General features: G+C 71.2%; 19 protein-coding genes. 11 read left to right on the forward strand and 8 right to left on the reverse strand.

The features are described 5' to 3' along the window. Positions 1–93: 93 nt before the first annotated feature. Positions 94–543 (reverse strand): MarR family winged helix-turn-helix transcriptional regulator, encoded by a 450-nt coding sequence (locus IO36_RS21755; RefSeq protein WP_037622175.1) that lies wholly within the window; start codon positions 541–543, stop codon positions 94–96. A gap of 113 nt (positions 544–656) precedes the next feature. Here IO36_RS21755 and IO36_RS21760 point away from each other — a divergent pair, with 113 nt between their 5' ends. From IO36_RS21760 to IO36_RS21770, 3 genes are all read left to right on the forward strand, one after another. After that, complete coding sequence (locus tag IO36_RS21760; RefSeq protein WP_078943359.1) at positions 657–2,237, forward strand: MFS transporter; 1,581 nt, start codon at positions 657–659, stop codon at positions 2,235–2,237. A gap of 39 nt (positions 2,238–2,276) precedes the next feature. Next, a complete protein-coding gene (locus IO36_RS21765; protein WP_037622176.1) occupies positions 2,277–3,074 on the forward strand; it encodes a maleylpyruvate isomerase family mycothiol-dependent enzyme in 798 nt (265 codons plus the stop codon). Positions 3,075–3,197: 123 nt separating this feature from the next. After that, positions 3,198–3,764, forward strand: coding sequence for an AMIN-like domain-containing (lipo)protein (locus IO36_RS21770; RefSeq protein WP_051900795.1), 567 nt, complete (start codon positions 3,198–3,200; stop codon positions 3,762–3,764). 26 nt (positions 3,765–3,790) lie between these two features. Here IO36_RS21770 and IO36_RS21775 read toward each other — a convergent pair whose 3' ends face one another. The 3 genes from IO36_RS21775 to IO36_RS21785 all read right to left on the reverse strand — a co-directional run bounded on the left by IO36_RS21775 (position 3,791) and on the right by IO36_RS21785 (position 6,634). Further along, the gene (locus IO36_RS21775) at positions 3,791–4,999 is read right to left on the reverse strand and encodes a low temperature requirement protein A (RefSeq protein WP_051900796.1); all 1,209 of its coding nucleotides are present in this window, start codon (positions 4,997–4,999) and stop codon (positions 3,791–3,793) included. 223 nt (positions 5,000–5,222) lie between these two features. Then, complete coding sequence (locus IO36_RS21780; RefSeq protein WP_037622178.1) at positions 5,223–5,963, reverse strand: VOC family protein; 741 nt, start codon at positions 5,961–5,963, stop codon at positions 5,223–5,225. A 215-nt stretch (positions 5,964–6,178) separates the two neighbouring features. After that, positions 6,179–6,634, reverse strand: a complete 456-nt coding sequence (locus IO36_RS21785) for a MarR family winged helix-turn-helix transcriptional regulator (protein ID WP_037622179.1) — start codon at positions 6,632–6,634, stop codon at positions 6,179–6,181. A gap of 396 nt (positions 6,635–7,030) precedes the next feature. On the opposite strand from IO36_RS21785, the gene urtA reads away from it, so the two are divergent. From urtA to urtE, 5 genes are all read left to right on the forward strand, one after another. Next, entirely contained in the window at positions 7,031–8,284 is a 1,254-nt protein-coding gene (gene urtA / locus IO36_RS21790) for an urea ABC transporter substrate-binding protein (protein WP_037622180.1), read from the forward strand. 158 nt (positions 8,285–8,442) lie between these two features. Then, positions 8,443–9,330, forward strand: a complete 888-nt coding sequence (gene urtB / locus IO36_RS21795) for an urea ABC transporter permease subunit UrtB (RefSeq protein ID WP_037622181.1) — start codon at positions 8,443–8,445, stop codon at positions 9,328–9,330. Continuing rightward, positions 9,327–10,478 (forward strand): urea ABC transporter permease subunit UrtC, encoded by a 1,152-nt coding sequence (gene urtC, locus IO36_RS21800; protein WP_037622182.1) that lies wholly within the window; start codon positions 9,327–9,329, stop codon positions 10,476–10,478. Before urtB ends, urtC begins: the two co-directional genes overlap by 4 nt. Continuing rightward, positions 10,475–11,257, forward strand: a complete 783-nt coding sequence (gene urtD / locus IO36_RS21805) for an urea ABC transporter ATP-binding protein UrtD (RefSeq protein ID WP_037622183.1) — start codon at positions 10,475–10,477, stop codon at positions 11,255–11,257. Before urtC ends, urtD begins: the two co-directional genes overlap by 4 nt. Positions 11,258–11,262: 5 nt before the next feature. After that, on the forward strand, positions 11,263–11,955 hold the full coding sequence (urtE, locus tag IO36_RS21810) for an urea ABC transporter ATP-binding subunit UrtE (protein WP_037622185.1): 693 nt from the start codon (positions 11,263–11,265) through the stop codon (positions 11,953–11,955). Between the two features lie 159 nt (positions 11,956–12,114). On the opposite strand, the gene IO36_RS21815 is transcribed toward urtE, so the two are convergent. Both IO36_RS21815 and IO36_RS21825 read right to left on the reverse strand, forming a co-directional pair. Then, positions 12,115–14,547 (reverse strand): ADP-ribosyltransferase domain-containing protein, encoded by a 2,433-nt coding sequence (locus IO36_RS21815; protein WP_245173403.1) that lies wholly within the window; start codon positions 14,545–14,547, stop codon positions 12,115–12,117. A gap of 127 nt (positions 14,548–14,674) precedes the next feature. After that, positions 14,675–15,088 carry a winged helix-turn-helix transcriptional regulator gene (locus IO36_RS21825; RefSeq protein WP_037622186.1) on the reverse strand — a complete coding sequence of 138 codons (414 nt, stop codon included), beginning with the start codon at positions 15,086–15,088 and terminating at the stop codon, positions 14,675–14,677. A gap of 156 nt (positions 15,089–15,244) precedes the next feature. Here IO36_RS21825 and IO36_RS21830 point away from each other — a divergent pair, with 156 nt between their 5' ends. Both IO36_RS21830 and IO36_RS21835 read left to right on the forward strand, forming a co-directional pair. Beyond that, on the forward strand, positions 15,245–16,090 hold the full coding sequence (locus tag IO36_RS21830) for an NAD(P)H-binding protein (protein ID WP_037622187.1): 846 nt from the start codon (positions 15,245–15,247) through the stop codon (positions 16,088–16,090). Positions 16,091–16,209: 119 nt separating this feature from the next. Then, positions 16,210–20,460 carry a hypothetical protein gene (locus tag IO36_RS21835; RefSeq protein ID WP_037622188.1) on the forward strand — a complete coding sequence of 1,417 codons (4,251 nt, stop codon included), beginning with the start codon at positions 16,210–16,212 and terminating at the stop codon, positions 20,458–20,460. 108 nt (positions 20,461–20,568) lie between these two features. Here IO36_RS21835 and IO36_RS21840 read toward each other — a convergent pair whose 3' ends face one another. Together IO36_RS21840 and IO36_RS21845 are read right to left on the reverse strand one after the other, a co-directional pair. After that, positions 20,569–21,018, reverse strand: coding sequence for a DUF6197 family protein (locus tag IO36_RS21840; protein WP_051900797.1), 450 nt, complete (start codon positions 21,016–21,018; stop codon positions 20,569–20,571). Positions 21,019–21,479: 461 nt separating this feature from the next. After that, a complete protein-coding gene (locus IO36_RS21845) occupies positions 21,480–22,205 on the reverse strand; it encodes a siderophore-interacting protein (RefSeq protein WP_037622189.1) in 726 nt (241 codons plus the stop codon). 139 nt (positions 22,206–22,344) lie between these two features. On the opposite strand from IO36_RS21845, the gene IO36_RS21850 reads away from it, so the two are divergent. Next, positions 22,345–22,974 carry a GNAT family N-acetyltransferase gene (locus IO36_RS21850; RefSeq protein WP_037622190.1) on the forward strand — a complete coding sequence of 210 codons (630 nt, stop codon included), beginning with the start codon at positions 22,345–22,347 and terminating at the stop codon, positions 22,972–22,974. Positions 22,975–23,032 lie beyond the last annotated feature (58 nt).

The following is a 23,032-nucleotide window of genomic DNA, read 5'->3' on the forward strand; positions in this document are numbered from 1 at the left end:
CGCGGCCGGAAGGGGGCCGGAAGGGGGCCGGGGCTCGCTGATGGATCGATCGGCCCGGGGGGAAGGCGGCCGCAGGTCTTCGCGCCGACGCGCTCAGGCGCTAGGCCGCAGTGCGGCCGGCCGCGCCACGAAGGCACGCTCCAGCAGCGCGTAGAGCGTGTCCCGCTCCTCCGTGCTGAGGCGGTCCAGGCCGGCACGGGTGGTGTCCATCTTCGCGCGGATCACGTCGATGACGCGTTCGCCCTCGGCCGTGAGGACGACGTTCTTGACACGCCGGTCGGTGGGGCTGGGCTCGCGCCGGACCAGGCCCCGCTTCTCCAGCCGGTCGATGATCCCCGTCATGTTGGAGGCGTCGCAGGTCAGGATGGTCGCGAGGGCGCGCATGGCGGCCGGTCCCCGGCGCAGCACGTTGAGCGTCTTGCCCTGGCTGGCGGTGAGGTTCTCGCTCGCCGCGGCCGCCGTGAAGTCGCCGTAGTAGGCCCCGAGCGAGACCGACAGGAGCTCCATGAGCCGGTCCGTGTCCACGCCGCTGGTTCCTGTCATGTGACTCACCCTACGCCAGGAAGTTTGACCATCTCAAATATCGGCGGCTACGGTCAGCTATTGCTTGAAGTTCTCAAGCATCGAGGTTGTTAAGTAGTTAGGGCAGACTTCCCGTGTCTCACACACAGCAAGCGGCGTCGGCGAGGCCCTCCGGGCACACCAGGATCGTCCTGGTTCTCGGACTCGCCGCCATGGTCGTCTCGATGATGCAGACCCTGGTCGTCCCGATCCTCGGGATGATCCAGAGCGATCTGAAGGCCAGCACGGCGAGCGTCAGCTGGGTGACCACCGCCACACTGCTGTCCGCCGCCGTCTTCACCCCGCTGCTCGGCCGGTTCGGAGACCAGCACGGCAAGAAGCCCACGCTCGTCGGCGTGCTCGTCGTGATGATCGCGGGATCGGTGCTCGCCGCCACCACCACCTCCCTGACCTGGCTGATCGTCGGGCGCGTGATGCAGGGAGCGGCAACCGCGATCTTCCCGCTCGCCCTCTCCGTCCTGCGTGAGGAGATCGCGCCGGAGAAGCTGCACGGAGCGATGGCCCTGGTCAGCGGCACGCTCGCGTTCGGCAGCGGACTCGCCCTCGTCGGCGCCGGCCTGCTCACCCAGGGCTCGCACCCCGACTACCACCGCCCGTTCTGGCTGGCGGTCGTGCTCGCCGTCGTCGCCCTCGTGGGCGTGCTCTTCGCGGTGCCCGCCTCCCGGACGAAGACCGGCGGCCGCACCGACTGGCTCGGCGCGCTGACCCTCGGGCTGCTGCTGGTGCTCCTCCTCCTGCCCATCTCGCAGGGACACGAGTGGGGCTGGACGTCCGCCCGTACGCTCGGCACCTTCGCCGGCGCGGTCGTCATGGCGGGCGTGTGGGTGCTCACCGAGAACCGGGTCAAGGAACCCATGGTGGACATGAAGATGTTCGTCCACCGGCCCGTGCTCTTCACCAACCTGGCCGGACTCCTGCTGGGCTTCGCGATGTTCTCCCAGTTCATCGGCGTCTCCTACCTCGTGCAGATGCCCGAGAAGCTCGTCGGGTACGGCTTCGGCGCCTCGGTGCTCGCCGCCTCCGTCGTCTACCTGCTGCCCACCACGCTCGTCTCCCTCGTGGGCGCCCAGTTCGGCGGAGTGCTAGTGCGCAGGCTCGGCGCACGCTTCACGCTGGCCGCCGGCGCCTGCTTCGGCGTCCTCGGCTTCGCCTGGCTGACCGCCGCCCACGACACCAGCGCCTCCGTCATCAGCGCCGGCATGCTCATCGGTCTGGCGATCAGCTTCGGCTACGCCGCCATGCCCGCGCTCATCGTCGCCGGCGTCCCCGCCCACCAGACCGGCATCGCCAACGGCATCAACTCCATCTCCCGCTCCGTCGGCAGCGCCGTCGCGAGCGCGGTGATCACCTCGCTCCTGGCGTCGAAGACCGTGGCGCTGCCCGCCGGTATGCCCGCGCTGCCGCAGGAGAGCCAGTTCACGCTGAGCTTCGCCATCGCCGGAGTCGCGTTCGTCCTGGTCGCGGTCGTCGCCCTTCTCGGACTCCGGGCGGCCCACGCGCCCCGTACGCCCGTGGTGCGCAAGGCCGCCGCGTCCGAGACCGCGGAGTCCACGGTCAAGGCCGCCACGTCCGAGACCGCTGAGCCCACGGAGAAGGCCGCCACGCCCGGAACCGTGGAGCCCGCGGCGGTCGGATCCGAGGCCGCCTCCGTCTGACCGGACCCTTCCCTCCCCTCGTAGAAAGGCACTCCAACGATGATTTCCTCGGACGGTCCCGCGCGCGGGACGACCTCCGTCGACCACCGTGCGGCGATCGCGGTGGAGACCGCCCGGTTCGTCGCGGCCGTCGAGAACGCCGACGCGACGACCCCGGTGCCCAGCTGCCCCGACTGGACGCTCCAGGACCTGGTCAGGCACACCGGCAGCGTCCAGCGCTGGTTCTCGGTCCTCCTGCACGCCCGGGTCCAGGAACCCCCGCGCACCCGGGACGTGGACCTGCGCCTTCCCGAACGGTGGGAGGGGTACGCCGACTGGCTGGCCGAGAGCCCGACGGTGGCCGCCGAGGCCTTCGCGGCCACCGATCCCGAGCTCTCGATGTGGGCGTGGGGCGTCGACCAGCACGCCCGCTTCTGGGCTCGCCGCATGCTCTACGAGACCCTGCTGCACCGGGTCGACGCCGAACTCGCCCTCGGGATCCGGCCCGCGATCGACCCCGCCCTCGCGGCCGACGGCATCGACGAGTTCCTCGTCAACCTGCCGTTCGCCACCCCCTTCGCACCCGGCGTCGCCCGACTGCGCGCTCCCGACAGGACCATCCGGTTCCAGGCGACCGACACCGAGGCGGGCGGCGACTGGCTGGTCCGGCTGCGGCCCGACGGCTTCGGGCTCGACCCGGCCGGGACGGCGAACGGGCCCGCCGACGCGACCGTCCGCGGAACCGCGGCCGACCTGCTGCTCCTCGTCTACGGCCGGCTGCGCCGGGACGCGGAGAGCATCGCGCACGAGGGCGACGAGGGCCTGCTGGACCTCTGGTTCGGCAACTCGGCGTTCTGAGCGGCCCGTCGAGGCGAGCGGCACGGTCGTCGGGTCCGTTTCGGGGCGGTCCGTACAACCAATTCCTTGACCGTCATGTCGTACATGGCAGGCAACCGAGAGCCGCGAGCCCTAGGGGGAACGATGCGTACGAGACGATCCATGGCGGTGCTGGCCGCCCTGACGATGGCCGGTGTGGGAGTGGTCGTGGCCGCGCCCACACCGGCGGGCGCCGCCACCACGGCGGTCACCTGTCCCACCGGCTGGGGCAGCCTTTCCAAGACCGCGGCGGACGCGGACGACGGGTCGCTGACCGACATCAGGACCGGCCGGCACGACTGCTACGACCGCATGGTCCTCGACGTGCCCACCGCGGGCACCACGGGGATCGGGTACACCGTCCACTACGTCGACACGTTCGTGCAGGACCCGTCCGGCATCCCCATCCCGGTCTCCGGCGGAGCCATCCTCGAGATCCTGGTGTCGGCCCCGTCGTACGACCCGGAGACCAACGCCGTGACCTACCCCGGGCACGGCGGCCAGCCCCTTCCGGGGGTCGACCTGACCGGCTACCGGACCTTCCGGGACGCGAAGTTCGGTGCCAGCTTCGAGGGTGTCACCCAGGTGGGACTCGGGGTACGGGCACGGCTGCCGTTCAAGGTGACCCAGCTCTCCGGCCGTCTGGTGATCGACGTCGCGCACACCTGGTGACGCGTCGGCGGGGGCGGGCGCCCTGATCAGGGTTCGGGTCGCGCGGTCGGCGCGGCACGCCCGGAGCGCCTGCCCTCGTAGACCGTCGGCCACAGGGTGACGGCCACGAGCAGCCAGACCACGGCCACCGTCCCGAGGCCCGCTCCGAACCCCGCGATCAGCAGGGGCAGCGAGCAGCACGGCAGCACGACGGACAGCAACCAGCGCTGCGTGCCGCCCGGTTGTCGCAGGGCGGCGACCCCTGTGAGCAGGAAGTACCCGGCGAGCGAAGCGCACAACAGCCATCGCGTGCCGGCGGGCAGCGTCTCGAGGTGTTCCGTCGCCGCGCCCAGCCCCGCCGCGAGAGCCGCCAGACAGCCGCACAGGAAGCAGTGCAGCGGGAGCGCCGCCCGGGCCGGCAGGGAGCGCGCGGTGAGGTACGGGACCCCCGCGTATCCGTGCCGGAAGGACAACGACCACAGCGCGACCAGAAGGAGGAACGCGGCGCTCGCGAGGCCGTAGAGCCGTCTGTTCCAGGGGACTTCGGACGCGGCCTCGATCACCTGGGCGACGCCCTCGCCGAGCACGATGATCACGAACAGGCCGAGCCGTTCGCTCAGGTGGTCGGCGTCCGGCGCGGCCACCGACACGGGCAGCAGGGCCTCACGGCGTGACGAGCGCTTCCGCTCGTGCCGGTCGTGCGCCCTGTGGCTCTCGACGATGTCGCGCGCGGACACGGTGAACGTGACATAGAGGTCGAGGGCGATGCCGAGCGCCCAGAGCCAGTAGCGGGCCGGTTCGTGCGCCCACAGCGAGACGATCCAGGGGATCACCCCCAGGGACATCTGGGCGGCGGGCCAGTCGACGAGGATCTCCCGGCGATGCCGCCAGACTCGATCGGCGAGCAGCCGGACGACGACGTAGGCGAGCGCCAGAGCCCTCGCCTGGCCGTTCTCGCCCGCGTGGACGCCCGGAACGGCGGCCGCCATCACCGCCATGCAGAACATCGCGGCGAGCACCGTGCGGGTGTGTGTCCGTTCGCCCGCTACGTTGCCGTACAGCGTGAAGCAGATCCACGCGGTCCAGAAGGCCAGGAAGAGCAGCACGTACTGCCCCAGTTCGGCGGCGCCGCCGTCGTGCAGCAGATGCGCGATCTGGGCCACGCCGGCCACGGCGACCAGGTCGAAGAACAACTCCAGCCAGGAGGCATGCCGGTCCTCTCCCGAAGCGGCATGTGCGGACGACAGCTCGTTCACACCAGTCCCCGTGCTCTCACCATGGCCATGGGCGTTCCCGAGCCGTAGGACATGTCGGCACCGTCCGCCGGAAAGGGCCGCGGAACACCTCGGGAACCGCCCACCTTAGCCAAGCACGGACCGCCGCCCGCGCTGTCGCCGCCGGTGGGACCGGCCGTGTCCGGTGCGTGGGGCGGTGCATCGGGACGGCACTTCTCCCGCGCCGGGCGGGGCCGCCGGTTCCTCAGTGCGGGGCCAGGACGCAGAACTCGTGACCCTCCGGGTCGAGCAGGCACGTCCAGGGCACATCGCCCTGGCCCACGTCGAGACCGGTGGCGCCGAGCGTCCGTAGCCGGGCCACCTCCGCCTCCTTGTCGTCGCCGGGACGCGGCAGCAGGTCGAGGTGGAGGCGGTCCGGCACGGTCTTCGCGTCGGGCGTGCGGAGGAACTCCAGATACGGGCCGACGCCGGCCGGCGAACGGAACGACGCGTGGTCGTCGGCCACTTCGTGCAGCGTCCAGTCCGTGGCCTCACCCCAGAACCGGGCCATGGCCCGCGGATCCGCGCAGTCGACCACCACCGCGGCGATCGGCCCCGTGTCCCGGTAGATCTCCCGCGGCTCCAGCACACAGAACTCGTTGCCCTCGGGGTCGGCGAGGACCGTCCAGGGAACGTCGCCCTGGCCCACGTCGACGGGCGTCGCACCGAGGGACCTCACCCGGTCGACCAGCTCCGCCTGGTGCGCCGCCGAGGTGGTGGCGAGGTCGAGGTGCACACGGTTCTTCGTCGCGGACTTGGGCTCGGGGACCGGGACGACGTCGACACCGAGGACGTTCGGGTGCGGCCAGACCAGGCCGCCGCCAGGGCCCACATAGGTGGCGACGCCGGGACTGTAGGCGGTCCAGCCGAGCGCCTCCGCCCAGAACCGGCCGACATCCGGGGCGTCGAGTGCCTTGACGATCACGTGAACGGGTCGCAGTGCCATGACGGGACCCTATGCGGCGCGCGGGCGCCGGGCGGTGATCGGCATCCGGACCACTCGCGGGCAGGGACACCTCCGGGGTGGCCAAGACCGTGCCCCGGTACGGGACCTGGGAGAGTGTCAGGTCCATCATGCCTGCTCGAAGGGTGTTTCCGGTAGGACGGAGCACACGTCCTTTCGGCCTTGGCACGGGGAGCGCTCTGCCCGCAGACTCGTCGTCATCCACTCACCGGCACGGCTGTCGGGTCGGCGGCGGGGCGCCCTTCCAGGGCCTCGGCCAACCGCGCGAGCAGGTGGTCCAGTTCCTCACCCGCGAGCGCCCGCTCCACCTCGCGCCAGTCGGCCCGCACATGACGCGCCAGCAACTGCCATCGCTGCTTGCCGCGTGGGGTGAGGTGGGCCAGGACACGACGTCGGTCGGCCGGGTCGATGCGACGGTAGACGAGGTTCTGGTCGACGAGTTGGTCCACGAGTCTGGTGAGGCTCGGAGCCGGCAGGAAGGCATGGTCGGCGAGGGCCGTCATGTTGTGGCCCCGCCCGTCGGAGAGGAGGTCGAGCACCCGCCACGCCTCCACGGAGCACTCGAACCCGTCCAGGACGGACTGCATCCTGCGTACGGCGAGCCGTTCGGCCCGCGTGAGCAGGTGGAGCAGTTCCTGGGGCTGTCCCGCCATCGTGCTCCTCCACTCGTGCGCGCCGACTGCCGCCCGGGCCCACCGTCGGTCACCGATCCCTGGAAAGAGGAATCAGAATAACTGATCCTTTCCCTGGGAAGCATTGATCGCCGTTGTCGTTCATGCCCTCAACCGGCTTATGCCACAACGGCTTCACCGGTATTCGACGATCGAGTTGTTTTCACAGGAAACTGTTCTTCAATTCCTCCGAAACGCAGTGGAAACAGTATCCCCGCAGGCTGTGGTCGCACTTCAGCGACCAGCCCGGACAACACCCCGGAACGGCTGGGGAACTCGTGCGTCGACAGCGCCACTTCTGAAGCGCCTTCCCCATCATTCCCTCCCCAGAGTCATTCCGCTCGCTTCGTACAGCCCTTCGGGGCAAGGAGGTTGTGCATGTCCGGGTACAGCATCAGCAGGCGCGGTCTCCTGACCGGAATCTCGGCCGTCGGCGCGTCCGCGGCCCTCAGTGCGTGCGGCGCCAAGACGGGCGACACCACGTCCACCGGTGCCGGCGCCCAGGCCGACACGTCCGGCGACACCGTCAAGGTCGGTCTGCTGAATTCGCTCTCGGGCACCATGGCGATCAGTGAAGTAACCGTCCACAACGCGCTGTTGCTCGCGGTGAAGGAGATCAACGCCGCCGGTGGCGTGCTGGGCAAGAAGCTGGAGCCGGTCAGCCAGGACGGTGCCTCCGACTGGCCCACCTTCGCCGAGAAGGCGGAGACCCTCATCAAGGACGACAAGGTCGTGGCCACCTTCGGCTGCTGGACCTCGGCCAGCCGAAAGGCCGTCAAGCCGGTCTTCGAACGGTACAAGTCGCTGTTGTTCTACCCCGTGCAGTACGAAGGCCTGGAACAGTCGCCGTACATCTTCTACATCGGCGCCACCACCAACCAGCAGATCGTGCCCGCCCTCGACTACCTCAAGAAGCGGGGCCTGACCAAGCTCTACCTGGTCGGAAGCGACTACGTCTTCCCGCGCACCGCCAACAAGATCATCAAGGCGTACGCGAAGGCCAACGGAATGGAGGTCGTCGGCGAGGACTACGCCCCGCTCGGATCCACGGAGTTCGGCACCATCGTCAACAAGGTCAAGGACGCCGGCGCGGACGCCGTGTTCAACACCCTCAACGGTGACTCCAACGTGGCCTTCTTCAAGGAGTACAAGTCCGCGGGCCTGACCGCGAAGAGCCTGCCCGTGCTCTCGGTCTCCATCGCCGAGGAGGAGGTCAAGAGCATCGGCACCCAGTACCTGGACGGCCAGCTCACGGCCTGGAACTACTACGAGACCACTCCGGGGGCGGCCAACACCAAGTTCGTGGCCGCGTACCAGGCGAAGTACGGGAAGGACAAGCCGACCTCCGACCCGATGGAGGCCGCCTACATCTCCGTCTACCTGTGGAAGGCGATGGTCGAGAAGGCCGGCTCCTTCGACGTGGCGAAGGTCAAGGCCGCCTCCGACGGCATCGAACTGGACGCGCCCGAGGGCAAGGTCACCGTGGACGGCGCCACCCAGCACGTCTACAAGACCGCCCGGATCGGCAAGGTCGGGTCCGACGGTCTGATCACCGAGGTGTGGAACTCCGGCAAGCCCGTCAAGCCGGACCCGTACCTCAAGGGCTACTCCTGGGCCTCCGGACTCTCCTGAGCCCGGCCCGCAGCGGGCCCGGCCCCTCTTGCCCGGCCCGCACCGGGCCCCGCCCCCCTGCCCCGCCCGCACCGGACCCGGCCCCTCTCCCGGGGGCCGGGCCACGCCCAGGGCACACGCGTACACCCGCGCCCCCGTCCCCGACCCGGAGCCGACCCATGACGGTCATCCTCAACCAGTCCCTCACCGGCATCAGCATCGGTGCCGTCCTGCTGCTCATCGCCCTCGGTCTGACCCTGACCTTCGGCCAGATGGGCGTGATCAACATGGCGCACGGCGAGTTCATCATGGCCGGCGCCTACACCACGTACGTGCTGCAGAAGTCCATCAGCAGCGCGGGCGTCTCGCTGCTCGTCGCCCTGCCCATCGCCTTCCTGGCCGCCGGGGCCATGGGCGCCCTGCTGGAATGGCTGCTCATCCGCCGCCTCTACACACGCCCGCTGGACACCCTGCTCGTCACCTGGGGCGTCTCGCTGATGCTCCAGCAGCTCGCCCGCGACATCTTCGGTGCTCCCAACGTGCAGACCACCGCGCCCGACGCCCTCACCGGCAACATCTCGCTGGGCGGCGGCATCACCTTCGCCGACAACCGCCTGTTCATCCTCGGCCTGGCCCTGCTGAGCGTCCTCGCCCTCACCCTCATCCTGAGGCTCACCCCGCTCGGCCGCCGCATCCGGGCCGTCGTCCAGAACCGCGACCTGGCCGAGGTCTCCGGGATCGCGACCGGGCGGGTCGACCGCATCACCTTCTTCATCGGCTCGGGCCTCGCGGGCGTGGCGGGCGTCGCCCTCACCCTGGTCGGCCCCATCGGCCCGACGATGGGCACCAACTACATCGTCGACGCCTTCCTGGTCGTCGTCGTGGGCGGCATCGGACAGCTCAAGGGCAGCGTCATCACCGCCTTCGCGCTGGGCATCCTCCAAGCCGTCCTCGAATACTCGACGACGGTCAGTGTCGCCAAGGTCATCGTGCTCGTGGCGATCGTCGCCTTCCTGCAGTGGCGACCCCAGGGCCTGTACACACTGCGCACCCGGAGCCTGGCATGACGACGACCACCTCCAGCCCCGCCGTGGTGGCGCCGACGTCCCGGTCCCTGCCGGAGCGGCTCCGCGTCCCCGCCGGGTTCGCCCTCGGCGCCGTCCTCCTCCTCGGCGCCGCACCCGCCCTCCTGTCCGACTTCCGCCTCAACCTCCTGGCCAAATACCTGTGTTACGCGATCGTCGCGGTCGGCGTCAGCCTCGCATGGGGCCGCGGCGGACTCATGGTCCTCGGCCAGGGCGTCTTCTTCGGCCTCGGCGGCTACGCCATGGCCATGCACCTCAAGCTCACCGACGCGGCCGCCACCGGCGAGACCCTGCCCGACTTCATGCAGCTCTACGGCACCGGCGACACCCTGCCCTGGTGGTGGAAGCCGTTCGCCGATCCGGCCTTCGCGCTCGCCATGACGGTGCTGCTGCCGATGACGGTCGCCGCCCTGCTCGGCTTCCTCGTCTTCCGCCGCCGGGTGAAGGGCGCGTACTTCGCGATCCTGAGCCAGGCGCTGGCCGCGGCCCTGTCCATCTGGCTGATCGGCCAGCAGGCCACCACCGGCGGCACCAACGGCCTCACCGACATCCAGGGCTTCTTCGGCTACTCGCTGGACGACCCCGTCAACCAGCGGATGGTGTACTTCATCATCGCCGCCGTCCTGCTCCTCCTGATGGCCGGCGTCCGCCAGTTGTTCGTCAGCCGGTTCGGTGAACTCCTGGTCGCCACACGGGACTCCGAGGAGCGGGTGCGCTTCCTCGGCTACGACCCCGCCAACGTCAAGCTCGTCGCCTACGTCCTCGCGGCCGGTGCCGCCGGCCTGGCCGGCGCCCTGTTCGTCCCCGCGGTCGGCATCATCTCCCCGGCCCTGATCGGGATCGTGCCGTCGATCGGCTTCGTCATCGGCGCCGCCGTCGGCGGCCGGGCCTCCCTGGTGGGCGCGGTACTCGGCGCGATCGCCGTGGCCTGGGCGCAGAGCACGCTGTCCGATGCCCTCCCGGCCGCGTGGACGTACGTCCAGGGCCTCCTGTTCGTGGTCGCCGTCGGTTTCCTGCCCGGCGGTCTGGCCTCCCTGGGCGCCGTCCTGCGCAGGCGCCGCACCGCCGCCCCTACGACTGCTCCTACGCCTGCGACTGCGCCTGCGCCTACGACGGGAGAGACGGCATGAGCGGCGAGGGACTGACCGTCCGCGACCTGCGGGTCACCTTCGACGGCTTCACGGCCGTGGACGGCGTCGACCTGGACATCCACCCCGGTGACCTGCGCTTCCTCATCGGCCCCAACGGCGCCGGCAAGACCACCCTGGTCGACGCCGTCACCGGCCTGGTGAAGGCGACGGGCTCGGTGCGCTTCGGTGACCAGGACCTGCTGGGCAGGCCGGTCCACCGGATCGCCCGCATGGGGATCGGGCGCACGTTCCAGACGGCCACCGTCTTCGAGGAACTGACCGTCCTGCAGAACCTCGACATCGCGGCGGGCGCGGGGCGGGGGCCGTGGACGATGCTCCGGCGCCGCAGGACCGTCCCGGAACCGGTCGCGCGGGCCCTGGAGACCACCGGACTGACCTCGCTGCGCGACCGTCCCGCCGGAGTCCTCGCGCATGGACAGAAGCAGTGGCTGGAGATCGGCATGCTGCTCGTCCAGGACGTGCGGCTACTGCTGCTCGACGAGCCGGTCGCCGGCATGAGCCACGACGAGCGCGAGGCCACCGGCGCGTTGCTCCAGCGGATCAGCGCGGACCGTACGGTCGTCGTCATCGAGCACGACATGGACTTCATGCGCTCCTTCGCCCGCAGCGTCAGTGTCCTGCACGCCGGCAAGGTCCTCAGCGAGGGCACCGTCGCCGAGGTACAGGCCGACGCCAAGGTCCAGGAGGTCTACCTCGGCCGTACCGCGGAACCCGAGCCCGCTCCCGCCACCGCTGTGGCCGTCGCCGAGGAGGCATGAGCCGAATGCTGGAGATCAGTTCCGTACGGGCCGGCTACGACCGCACCACGGTCCTGCACGGCGTCACCGTCGAGGTCCCGGAGGACGGGGTCGCCACCGTGCTCGGGCACAACGGCGCCGGCAAGAGCACCCTGCTGAGGGCCGCCATGGGCCTGATCAAACCCAAAGGCGGCACCGTCCGGCTGGACGGCGAGGACATCACCCACCTCGCCCCGCACCAGCGGGTCGCCCGCAAGATGGCGTACGTCCCCCAGGGACAGCAGTCCTTCCCTCACCTCACCACCGCCGAGAACCTCCAACTCGTCGCCGACGGGCGCCCCGACGGCAGAGCGGCGACCGCCGAGGCACTGGATCTCTTCCCCGTCCTGCGCGAACTGTCCGGCCGCCGCGCCGGTCTGCTCTCCGGCGGCCAGCGCCAGCAACTCGCCATCGCCCGCGCCCTGATCACCCGCCCCAGACTGTTGCTGCTCGACGAGCCGACGGAGGGCATCCAGCCGTCGGTCGTCGCCGAGATCGAGGAGACGATCCTCGCCCTCACCCGGCGCGGCGGCCTCTCCGTCCTCCTCGTCGAGCAGCACGTCGGCTTCGCCCTGCGCGCCGCCCAGCAGTACTACGTCCTGGAGGCCGGACGGGCGACGTCCTCGGGCGAGGGCGGAACGGCATCCGAACGGACCGTGCGGGCGGCGCTCAGCGTGTGAGCCCGGTGAGCGGGTGGGGGCTGGGCCGGGCTGGGCGCCGCTGTTGCCAGGGGGCGGAGGCCGTCGTGGCCGCCGCGGATCCCAGAGCCGGAGGCCGTCGTGGCCGTCGTGGCCGCCGCGGATTCCCGGTCGCGGCGGCCGTGCCGAGCAGAGGGCGGTTCAGGACACCACGGGCGTGGCGTCCGTGACCTCGCTCAGCCGGACCGTGCACAGCCCGCGGGACTCGCTCTTCACCTCCGTCACCTTGAGCTGGGTACCGGGCGTGAGGATGTATTCCTCCTCGCCGGTGAAGGCGGAGAAGCGCTTGATCCCGACCGCCCGGGCCGGCGTCACCTCGAAGAGGGTCCGCTTGCCGCGACTGCCCAGGAACGCCCTGGCCACGTTCAGTTCGGAGGTGCACGAGGAGACGCCCCACCAGGTCACCGTACGGCCCACCGGGTACTGCGCCCGAAGGTCCAGCGACACGCCCCGCCACAACGGCTGCGTGTACGAAGGCAGTTCCGAGACCGCCGAGAACAGCAGCCGCAGGTACGGCAGGTAGGGCGTGACCCTGGTGCGGTCGGGGGAGCGCAGAACGCTGTTGATCTCGCGGTAGAAGGCGGACTCACAGGTGTAGAGGTGGAGCGCGGCGATCGCGTCGGCGGACAGGCCGCCGCCGGCCGACTGGTCCGCACGCTGTTTGCCGAAGTCACGCGAGCGCCGGATGTACCCGGTCAGGCCGGACAGCGCCGCGGAGACCGGGGCGACGGCGTTCTCGAAGTCCATCAGCGGGCTGTCGAAGACACCGGTGATCGACGGCAGGACCAGGCCCTCGTCCTTGACGCTGGTCAGGCGCTCCAGATACATCTGGTGCAGGTTCATGGTCGACTCGATGAAGGCGCCCATGCGCGCCGCGACCTCCCCGTCCGCACCGCCCGCGCCGGCCGCCGTCGCGTTCCACCCCTTGCTCGGCAGCCAGTCGACACCGTCGGTGCCCAGTGAGGCCAGGGCGTCGTTGACCTGGGCGAAGTGGTCGCCCTCGCAGAAGATGTCGCCCTGTGCCGCCGGGTTCGCGTGGTCGAGGTGCCGCACCTCGACGTCCGGGTACTTCTGCTGGAGCCGCTGGACGACCCGCTTCAGGCTCCGGGCGTGCGCCCCCCACCACGCGAAGACGACCCCGCGGTCCTCCTCGGCCGCGTCCTGCTTGGCCTTGAGGATCTCCTCGACGATCCGCTCGGCCACCGGCCGCCAGAACGCCGTGTGCTGGTCGGGGCCCATCGCCCCGTCGCCGCTCGCGGTCAGCGACGCGTTCAGCAGGAGCACGCCCTGCGTCAGCATCGCCTGGAACCACTCCGGCGGCTGGACCGTGTCCCGCTCCTTCAGCAGCGCCCGCACGTCGGCGATCGGGGTCTTCTTGGCGATGCCGTACTTCCACATCGCCGCCGCCTTGATCAGGCACCGGATGCTGACGACCCGGCCGAACTGGCTGTCCTTCCAGTCGCTGAAGGTGTTGTCGAACATGGCGATGCCGGTGGCGCTCTCCGCCCGCGGGTACGGGTTCTGGCCGAAGACCACGACCTTCCACTTGTGCGGCGGGTTCGGCTTGAGCGCCTGGAAGGTCAGCTCGCGGACCGGGACCACCTCGTGGCTGCGGCCCTTGCCGATGAACCGCGCGGCGTCCGGCTGCGCCTCGATGACCGGCTTCAGGAGCGGGAGCCAGGCCTCCCCGCCGCCGTCGAAGAGCTCGGACAGGGCGAGGGGGTCGTTCGCATCGGGCTGGGGCTGCTGCGGCTGGCCCGCGGTCGGGACGTCGTTGGCCGAACCGGTCATGGGGGAGGCGCTTTCGCTCGTGGTGGCAGAGGTAGAGGCAGAGGTGGCGGAGGGAGAGTTGGGGGTGGCGTTCTCGTGCGGCGCCGGGGCCGGGGCCGGCGTCGGCGCGGGGGCGGCCGGAGCGGCCACCGGCGGCACGATGCGCACCCGGTGGTCGACGGGCGCGTTCTCGATCCCGTGGAGCTGGGCGACGATCGTGGAGCGCAGCTCGTCGTCGTCCTCGAACCAGTGGTCGTGGAAGAGCGTGTAGCCGGTCCACATCAGATTGGCGCACACCCGGGCCGGCACCTGGCCGGTCTGCGCCCCCATCCCGACGAGTGCCACGGACCGGATGCTGCCCGGCTTCTTGCGGTTCTGCCGGTGGACGGCCTGGAATGCGGCCGCGCAGGCCAGCGCCACGTTCATCGTGGCGCTCACGTTCTCCGAGGAGCGCACCATCGTCGGCGTCGATATCAGGTACCGGGGGACGGTCGCGCCGGACGGGACGCAGACCGCGCTGCCCACCGGCATCGGTCCGGCGAACCGGTCACGGATCGCGCGCTGGACGCGTACCTGGATGCCGGACCCCAGGTACCGCTTGATGACGGCGTCGACCCCGCCGTCCATCCGGCCCCGGGAGTTGGTGGGGGTGACCCAGGCGTCGACGTCCTCGTCCAGGATCGAGCCCTTGCGGATCTCGATCCCGGGAGTGTCGGCGAACGCGGCGCGCCACGCCTCCACCACCCGCTCGTTGACGTCCGTCAGCACCACCCTGAGCGCGGGCAGCACACTGCTCTCGGTCATCGTCCACTCCTGTCGTGCACCAGCGGTTCCAAGACCTCGAACGTATCTGCCACCACTGACAACGCGACTTCGGCCGTGGGATGGTGACCGGCCGTCATGCTCCGGTGGGCGGAGGGAGCGGGGCCGACTAGTGCCTCGCCGCCGTCGTCGCCCCGTCGGCTTCGGTGTCGTAGTCCTGGCGCGCCTGCTCGACCTTGTCAAGGTTGGCCGCCGCCCATTCGGAGAGGTGGGCGAAGAGGGGCGCCAGGCTGCGGCCCAGCTCGCTGATCTCGTACTCGACCCGGGGCGGGACCTCGGGGTGGTACGTGCGGACGACCATGCCGTCGCGTTCCAGCTGCCTCAGCCGCTGCGTCAGCACCTTCGGAGTGATCGTGCCGATCAGCCGTTCCAGCTCGACGAAACGGAGCCGGCCGTGTGCGTTGAGGGTCCACATGATCGGGGTGGTCCACCGGCTGAACACGATGTCCACGACCCCGCTGGTCGGACAGGCGAGTCGAGGGTCGGTCGCGGCGGCTGCCGCCGGGTCCGTGCTGCCGTTCATGCGCACCCCACACCCCATCGGGATAGTCACTTTCCTCTAGGTACCTACTATATCGGCGGTGTTAGCGTCCCCGTGTCGCCCCGAGAGCACCTCTCGGAGCGGACGTCACCCGCCGTCTGGGCGGTCAACCATGCTGAATCGACAGGGGAGTTGTTCATGTTCGTAGTGACGGGGGCCACCGGGAACGTCGGCCGATCGCTCGTCAGGACGCTCGCGGAGACAGGCGCGCGGGTGACCGCGACCTCCCGCGGGATCACGGGTACGGATGTGCCGGAGGGCGTCGCGCATGTACGGGCCGACCTGGCCGACGCGGAGAGCCTGCGGCCGGTCCTCGACGGCGCCGACGCGCTCTTCCTGCAGAACGGGGGCCCGAGCGCACACCGGTTGAACCCACGGGACATCCTCGACGTCGCCAAGGCTGGCGGCGTCGGACACGTGGTCCTGCTTTCCTCGCAGGGCGTCGCGACCCGGCCCGGTTCGGCCTCGCACGGGGACACCGCGCGTGCCATCGAGGACGCGGTACGGCAGTCCGGGACGACGTGGACGATCCTGCGGCCCGGAGGCTTCGACTCCAACGCCTACGCCTGGGCGGAGTCGGTCCGCGCCCACCGGGTGGTCGCCGCGCCGTTCGCCGACATCGGTCTGCCGACGGTCGACCCGGACGACATCGCCGAGGTCGCCGCCGCGGCCCTGCGGGAGGACGGCCACGCCGGACAGGTCTACGAGCTGACCGGACCCGAGCTCGTCACGCCCCGCCGGCAGGCGGAGGCGATCGCGGACGCGCTCGGTGAACCCGTCCGGTTCGTGGAGCAGACCAGGGACGAGGCCCGCGCGATGATGCTGCGGTTCATGCCCGAGCCCGTCGTCGACACCACGCTCACCATCCTCGGCGAGCCCACCCCGGCCGAGCAGCGCGTCAGCCCCGACGTGGAGCGGGTCCTCGGCCGAGCCCCGGGCACGTTCGCCGACTGGGCGCGGAGGTATGTCGCCGCGTTCCGCTAGACCGCTTGGCAGTGGGTTTTGGTGATCGCCGGTGGTCCGCCGGGTGCTCCGAGGGCCGGGTCCGGGCTGTCAGTGGTGGCTCCTAGAGTGGCAACACGTGAGGCGAACGGGGGCGTGCCGTGCTGGTGTGGAGTTTCGTCGTCCAGGGGTACACGGGCGGGCTGGACGAGGAACTGCGGTGGGTGTGGCTCAACCCGCGCGGGCGCGCGCTCAAGCAGGTGCCCGGTGTGCTCCAAGGGCATCGCGAGGTGCTGCGGATGGCTCAACTGCGCCGGTGGGCAAGGCGGCACCGGCAGGAATGCGGGGAACTGGCCGGCCGGTGGGCGCTCGCCGGCGTCGCCGTCCCGGCGCGGCTGGGCGAGGACGATCCGGTGTGGCGGGACGCGCTCGCCGAGCAGGGCGTCGCCCTCGCCGAGGAACCGGCGGGGGACGACGGGCTGGTCGCCCGGGTGTACGCGCACGCCGTGACCGGGCGGCGGATCACGCGGGTCATGCACGAGGACGTGGCACCTTACCGTGACCGGGTGATGGCCTACGACGAGTGGGAGCGGGTCGAGGGATTCCGCACCGGCATCCCCGCCGACACCGTCGCCGACGCGGACCGGCCGTTCGAGCTTCCCTTCCCCGAGCGCGCGCTCGCCGCGTGGCCGGGGCGGGAGGAGACGGTGCTGGCGGAGGCCGACCGGCTGAGCTGGCTCGCCCTGAACAAGACGGAGACCGACCGGTACTTCAAGGACCTGGAGAAGTCCGGGCCGGAGCTGCTGCCGCTGTTCCTCGACGCGATGGCCGAACGGTATCTGTGCACCTGTGCCAGAGGCATCCCGGAAGCGGCCGCCGCCTACTTCGGCCGCGCGCGCAAGGCCGAGCGGGAACAGGCCCTGGTGATGGACCAGGACTGGCTGGACGCGCGCTACCTCAGATTCGCCCGGGCCGGGGCGGTCGCACCGACCGCGCTGCGCGCGCGGGCGAAGGAGCTGAGCGTCAAGGGCGTGGCCACACCCGAACGGGCCGCCGCCTTCCGCGACATCGTGATCGCACTGGCGGCCGCCTCCGGAACTCTGGGCGGTCCGTACGCCCAGCTGGCGACGGACGTGCGCAAGGTGGCCAGGGCCGCCGGGCTGGACCCCGAGGAGGAGCTGGCCACGGTGCTGGGGGAGGCCGGGATCGTGCGGCGGGGTCCGGCGCACGACGACGGCTTCTGGTCGGACGCGCTCAAGGGCCGTGCCTTCGACCTGCTGTGCGAGCGGGAGCCGGAGACGGTCGCTGCGGACGTGCTGTCATGGCGCCGGCCGGACCGGCGTACGGACGCCGCGCACTGGGTCGACATGCTGGAACGCAGCGGCGCCCTGGCCCGGCTGTGCGGCGAACTCCCCGGAGTGCCGGCCGCCGAGGCCGCGCGCTGGCTGACCGACTGTGTCTTCTCCCAGCACGACTTCGTACCGCTCGACGGGACGCTCTACGGTATCGCGACCCGCCTCGTCCCCAGGCTGGCCGCCGAGCAGATCCCGGTGGAGATCCTCTACGAACCCCATCCGACCGGCCCCGGCCTGCGCCGACCCCTGCCGCTCGATCTGATCGACCTCTGCCTTGAACACGGAGTCCCGCTGGCCGACCCGCCCGAGCGACTGATGTCCGCCCGAATGAACGACCTGGACGTCAGGCACCGCCCAGGGATGCGCCAGGTGTGGGACGACCCGCGCTTCGGACGTGAACTGCGCGCGGCGCTGCACGATGTGCTCCACGAGACCCTGGGCCACAGCGGTTACTACGGCCCGTACCGTCCGTACGACAAGAAGGGCTGGAAGGAGCTGCACCCGCTCTTCGCCGCCGACGAGGGCCGGGAACTGCTTCGGGAGTGGTGCGCGCAGGAGCGCGCCGCGCTGAGCCGCGGTGTCGACCTGGCCGGACTGACCCAGCTCCTGGGCCGGTTCGTGCATGCCGGCGTCGCGGTGGAGATCGTGCTCAAGGACGACGACACCGCGGCCGAGTTCGCCGCCGTGGACGTGATCGGGCTGCTGACGTCCGAACTGCCGGACGGCGCGGACCCCGCGGACCGCGCGGAGCTGGAGAAACTGATCGACGGCCTGCCCCCGGAGCCGGTCGGCGACCTCCTGCCGCCCAGACCCGCCGTCATGGACGTGGTGGCCCGGTTGTGGCCCGGGCTGGAGGACCCGCAGTCACGGCAGGCCGCCGACACCCTCCAGACGGCGATCAACTGCCGGGTCGGGCTGGCGCGACTGGTCCGGTGGTTCAGCGCCGCGGCTCCGGAAGCCGCCGCGGCCCCGGAGGCCCCTTCGGCCCCAGAAGTCCCCTTGGCCCCAGAGGTCCCCGCGGCTCCGGAGGTCCCCGAGGCCGCGGCGGGCCCGGCCGGTGATGCCGTAGCGCCGCCGTTCTCCGAGGGACTCGTCTCGGCCTGCGAAGGACTGATCGCGCTCGCCGGTTCGGACCGGCCCGTGTGGACGGGCGAGGGGAACTCCCACACCGTGGAGATCGGCGTCGGTCGGTCCCGTGACCCGCTGCTGTCCTTGCACGCCTTCACCGCCCTGGTGACGCTGGAGCAAGCCGCGCTCGGTGACGTCCGCCCGGGCTCCGCCGCCACTGCCGACGCCTATGCCGCTTACGCCCGGCTGCCCTTCGTCGCGGACCCGGAGCAGCGGGGCCGCTGGCGGATCGTATGGGTGACCGCACGGAACGACGGGGAGTGGCTGCCGGACCGGGGCCGGGCCTTTCGCACACCCACCTCGGTCGCCGTCGTCATCGAGTTCAACCGGCGGGAGCGGACACTGCTGGAGTTCGCGCCCGAGGGCGACTTCCCCGTGGACGGGCCGATGGCCGCGGCAGGGGCGGAAGTCGTGCACACCGAGCTGCTGCGGCCCGTGCGCCCGGCCTCCTGGTACGCACGCTTCGCCGAGCATCGCCAGGAGCGAGGACCCGTGCCCGCCCGGCCGACGCTGGTCGCACCGTTCGCCGACCGGCTCGGTGTCGACGTGGTGGAGGCGGTCGTCCTGCTCGTCGCACGGCCGAACTGCGCCGGGCACCAGGAGGGCCCGGAGAAGACCGGCCTCACCCATCGGAGCACCCCCTGGCACGAGGACATATGGCAGGTGAAGGACGCGGACCCGCACGCGGCCACGCGGAGCCTGCAAGGCCTGCTTACCGCCGACGAGTTCACCGAGTTCTACGACCGGCTGCTGCCCGACGATCCCGAACGGCTGTGGACCGACGGCCCGGACGTCGAGCGGGCCGCCGACTGGTGGCAGGACCGCTTCGGCGCGCCCCTGCCCGTGCCCAGGGCGCTGCTGCCGCTCGCCGGGAAGGAGTTCGTCCGGCCCAAGGCCGAGGCCCCGGCCTTCTCCGGCCCCACCAGGCCGGCGAAACCGTGGTGGCCGGCCCCGCGTCTCGCCGCCCTCCTGGGTCATGTGGCCTCGGGCGGCAGGGCACTTGTCTCGGGCGAGGGCACATCGGAGTCCCCCCACCCCGGCACGGCCGACCTGCTCGGACTCGTGAGGGCCGCCGCCTGGACGGCGTACCGCACCCCGGCCGGTGATCCGCTGCGACCGGCCGTCGGGGCCACCGTCGCACGGCTGCGGGAGGCGCTGGACGCCGGTCCCGGCCCGCTGACGCTGTTCTCGACCCGGCCCAACCATCTGTTGAACGCACCGGCCCGGCTCGAGTCCCTGGGGCTGGAGGTGAGTACGCACCGGGCCCTGTCCTGGCAGGACGACCCGGAGTACACGAGGGTCCGGCACGTACGGGTCGACCCGGCCGCCCTCACCGGCCCCGACGACCCGCTCCTCGACCGGCTGGACGCCTACCTGGACGCCGCACAGCCCTCCCAGTGGCTGCCGGGCCCGTCCGGTCTGCCGGGCCTGGCCGACCTGCGGATGCTGCTGTCGCCCGGTTTCGCGCAGCTGGGCGCGCATCTCACCGCGGACGACGGCAGGGTCACCGGCTGGGAACAGCACCCCAGCCGCTCGGTACCCCGGCTGGTGGAAGAGTGTTCGACGGCCTACGGGCTCGGCGCCGACGCGGCCGCCCTGTACCTGATGCTGCTCGCCCTGCCCGACCCGACCGACCGGAACGTGAAGCAGTGGACCGGGTGGAAGCCCGCCCGCTTCAGGGCCGCGCACACCGAACTCGCCGTGTCCGGGCGGGTGATTCGGGCCGACCGGGCCCGGGCCGGACGCACTCTGTTCCTGCCCGGCCCCTGGCAGGAGGCCAAGGCGCCGCGCCTGCCGCTGGAGCGGTCGAAGCAACGGCTGTTGCCGAACGCGCGAGAGCACAGGTCCACGGCGCACACTGCGGTCGTGCCGCACCTGCCGGTACCGGTGCTTTTCGAACGGGCGTGGGCCCAGAGTTGGGGGAGCTGAGGGTTCCGAACTGTCCACGGTCCGAACCGAACTGTCCACGGTCCGGACTGTCCTCGGTCCGGTCTGACCTCGACCGCTAGGCCCGTTTCGTCCGCGCGGTACGCGGATTCAGATGCCGCGCGAGTCGGCCAGGACGGAGGCCTGCTCCAGCATGCGGGTCGGTTCGCGGCCGGTGCCCCAGGAGTCGTTGAAGGACGGTACGGACTCGACGTGGGGGCCGAACCGTCTGCGGATGGCTTCCAGCAGGACGGTCATGGCCTGCGCCTCGAGGTCGCGGTCGCCGGCCGACTCCTTGCGGATCGCGCCCTGTGAACACAGCGAGCCGTATTCGTCCGTCAGCGTTCCCGCGCACCAGCCGTCCGTCCGCAGCCGCAGCGACGCGCGGTGCAACAGGGCCGCGACCGGCGTGGCGTTCGGATCGGGGCCCGGGGGAGTGGTGAGAGGCAGGGCGGCCGGAGCCGGTGGAGCGCCGATGCGGGTCCAGTCGACCGGGGGCGTCTCGATGTGCGCCGTGTTGACCTCGTAGGCGACGGCGGCGAGCGCGAGACGGGCGTCCATCTCGTCCTTGACCGCGGCCAGTCGGGCATCCAGACCGTCGCCGTGTGCGCCGCGCTCGCCGGGGGACTTGGGGCGCCTGGTCGACCCGGAAGCCGCGGTGGATCCATCAGATGGGGCAGGGCCGGGAGGCCCCGGCTTCGCGGCAACGGGCGGGGTGGCGCCCACCGGCTCGGATCCCGCCGGTTCGGATCCCGCCGGTTCGTCTCCAGCCGGTACGAATCCGGCCGGTTCGTATCGCCCGGGTGCGTCGGTGGGCACGGCGTGCTGCGTGAGGGACTGCATGAAGGATGGGTTCCTGGCGCGTCCCGCTTTCAGCGCCGCCGAACGGGCGGTACGGGGTGAACCGTGCCAGGGTGCTCCGGCGGACGGCGCCGACCACCCACGATCGGCCGGACGGCGTCCAAGCCCTCACTCGGTCGGACGCCGTCCGACCGAGTGAGGGACCTGCCGCCGGTGGGTGCTCAGCTTGCGCGCCAGTACCCCAGCGCGTTGACCCGCTGCCGCGGTACGGACAACTCCTTGCGGACGTGCGCCGACAGGGCACGCGTGGTCGCGGTGTCGCAGGCGATCCACACGTACGGCCGGGCGGTGTCCTTGAGCAGGTCGGGCAGGGCGGCCTTGACCTCCTCGACCAGATGGCGTCCGGCGTCCCGGCGCTCCACCTGGCGTACGTCGTGGTGCGCGGCGGCGCGGTAGGGCAGGCCCTCCAGGCTGCCCTCGAACCAGATCGTCGCGGGGACCGGACCCAGGGCGCCGAGCAGGGAGTTGAGCGCGGGCAGCGAGGCCGGATCGGCGACGGCGACGACATGGGAGGGCGCGGGTTCGGGAGACTCGAAACCCGTGCCCTGCACCGTCGCCTCGACCGTGTCGCCGGGCTTTGCCGCCCGGGCCCAGTCGCTCGCGCACCCCTCGTGCAGCGCGAACTCCAGACTGAGGGTGCCGGCCGCCGGGTCGGGGTCGACGAGGGTGTACGCCCGCTGATGGGGCTTACCCGCGTTGTCGAACCACAGTCGTACCCACATGGTCGGGTGGACACCGGTCGCCGCCAGCATGCCGCCGTCGGTGAAGTGCAGCCGTCGGTACTCCGGCGTGACGTCCTCGGCACCCGTCACGGTGAACACGTAGTCCTTCGCGCGCATCAGTCGGAGAACCGCGCCCTCCCAGCCCCGCCCCTGTCCCTGCCCCATGTCCTCTTCACCCTTCGGTACGACACCCCGGTCAATAGTTAGGTGAGCCTAACCTAATATGACCATGTGGCGCACAGACGGGTCACAGGAACCGCCGGGGCGCGTCCGCGACCGGCCGGAGGCAAGGAGAAACAGACCGATGTCCGACCCCTATGGGACCCGCGCGGCCCTGCATGAGCAGTTCGTCGAGGGCTACGGAGCCGTACGCGTCCTGTCCGTGGACGCGGAGCTCGACGGCCCGTTGATCCACGGCTGGGTGACCACGGACCGGGCCGCCTTCTGGGGCATGCGCGAACTGACACCGGATCAAGTCGGTGAGATATACGCCCACATGGCCACGCTCGACACGCATCACGCCTACCTTCTCGTGAGGGACGGCGAGCCGGCCGCGCTCCTGCAGACGTACGAGCCGACGGCCGACCGCGTCGGTGAGTGCTACCCGGTCGAACCCGGCGACATCGGCGTCCACCTGCTGCTCGCGCCGGCCGGACCGGACGGCGGACGTCCGGGCTGGACCACGGCTCTGCTGGGCGCGGCCGCGACCTATGTCCTGCTGGGCCTGGACCGCGAGCGCGTGGTGGTCGACCCCGACGTGCGCAACGAGAAGGCCATCGCCCGCTTCCACCGCCAGGGCTTCACCCCCGGCCCGGTGGTCCTGCTCCCGGAGGTCGACCTCCCCGACGTCCACCTCCCGGAGAAGCGGGCCCAACTCGCCTTCCTCAGCCGGGAAACGGTGTTTCCGACCGTGGTCAGGGGTGTGCAAGCGTGAGCGGCCTGCGGTCGCCGGGCCGGGAAGGGGGTGCCCCGGGGGCTTGAGTCATGCCAAG

Origin of the sequence: Streptomyces aureus, assembly GCF_000725495.1 — a bacterium.
Taxonomy (GTDB): domain Bacteria; phylum Actinomycetota; class Actinomycetes; order Streptomycetales; family Streptomycetaceae; genus Streptomyces; species Streptomyces aureus_B.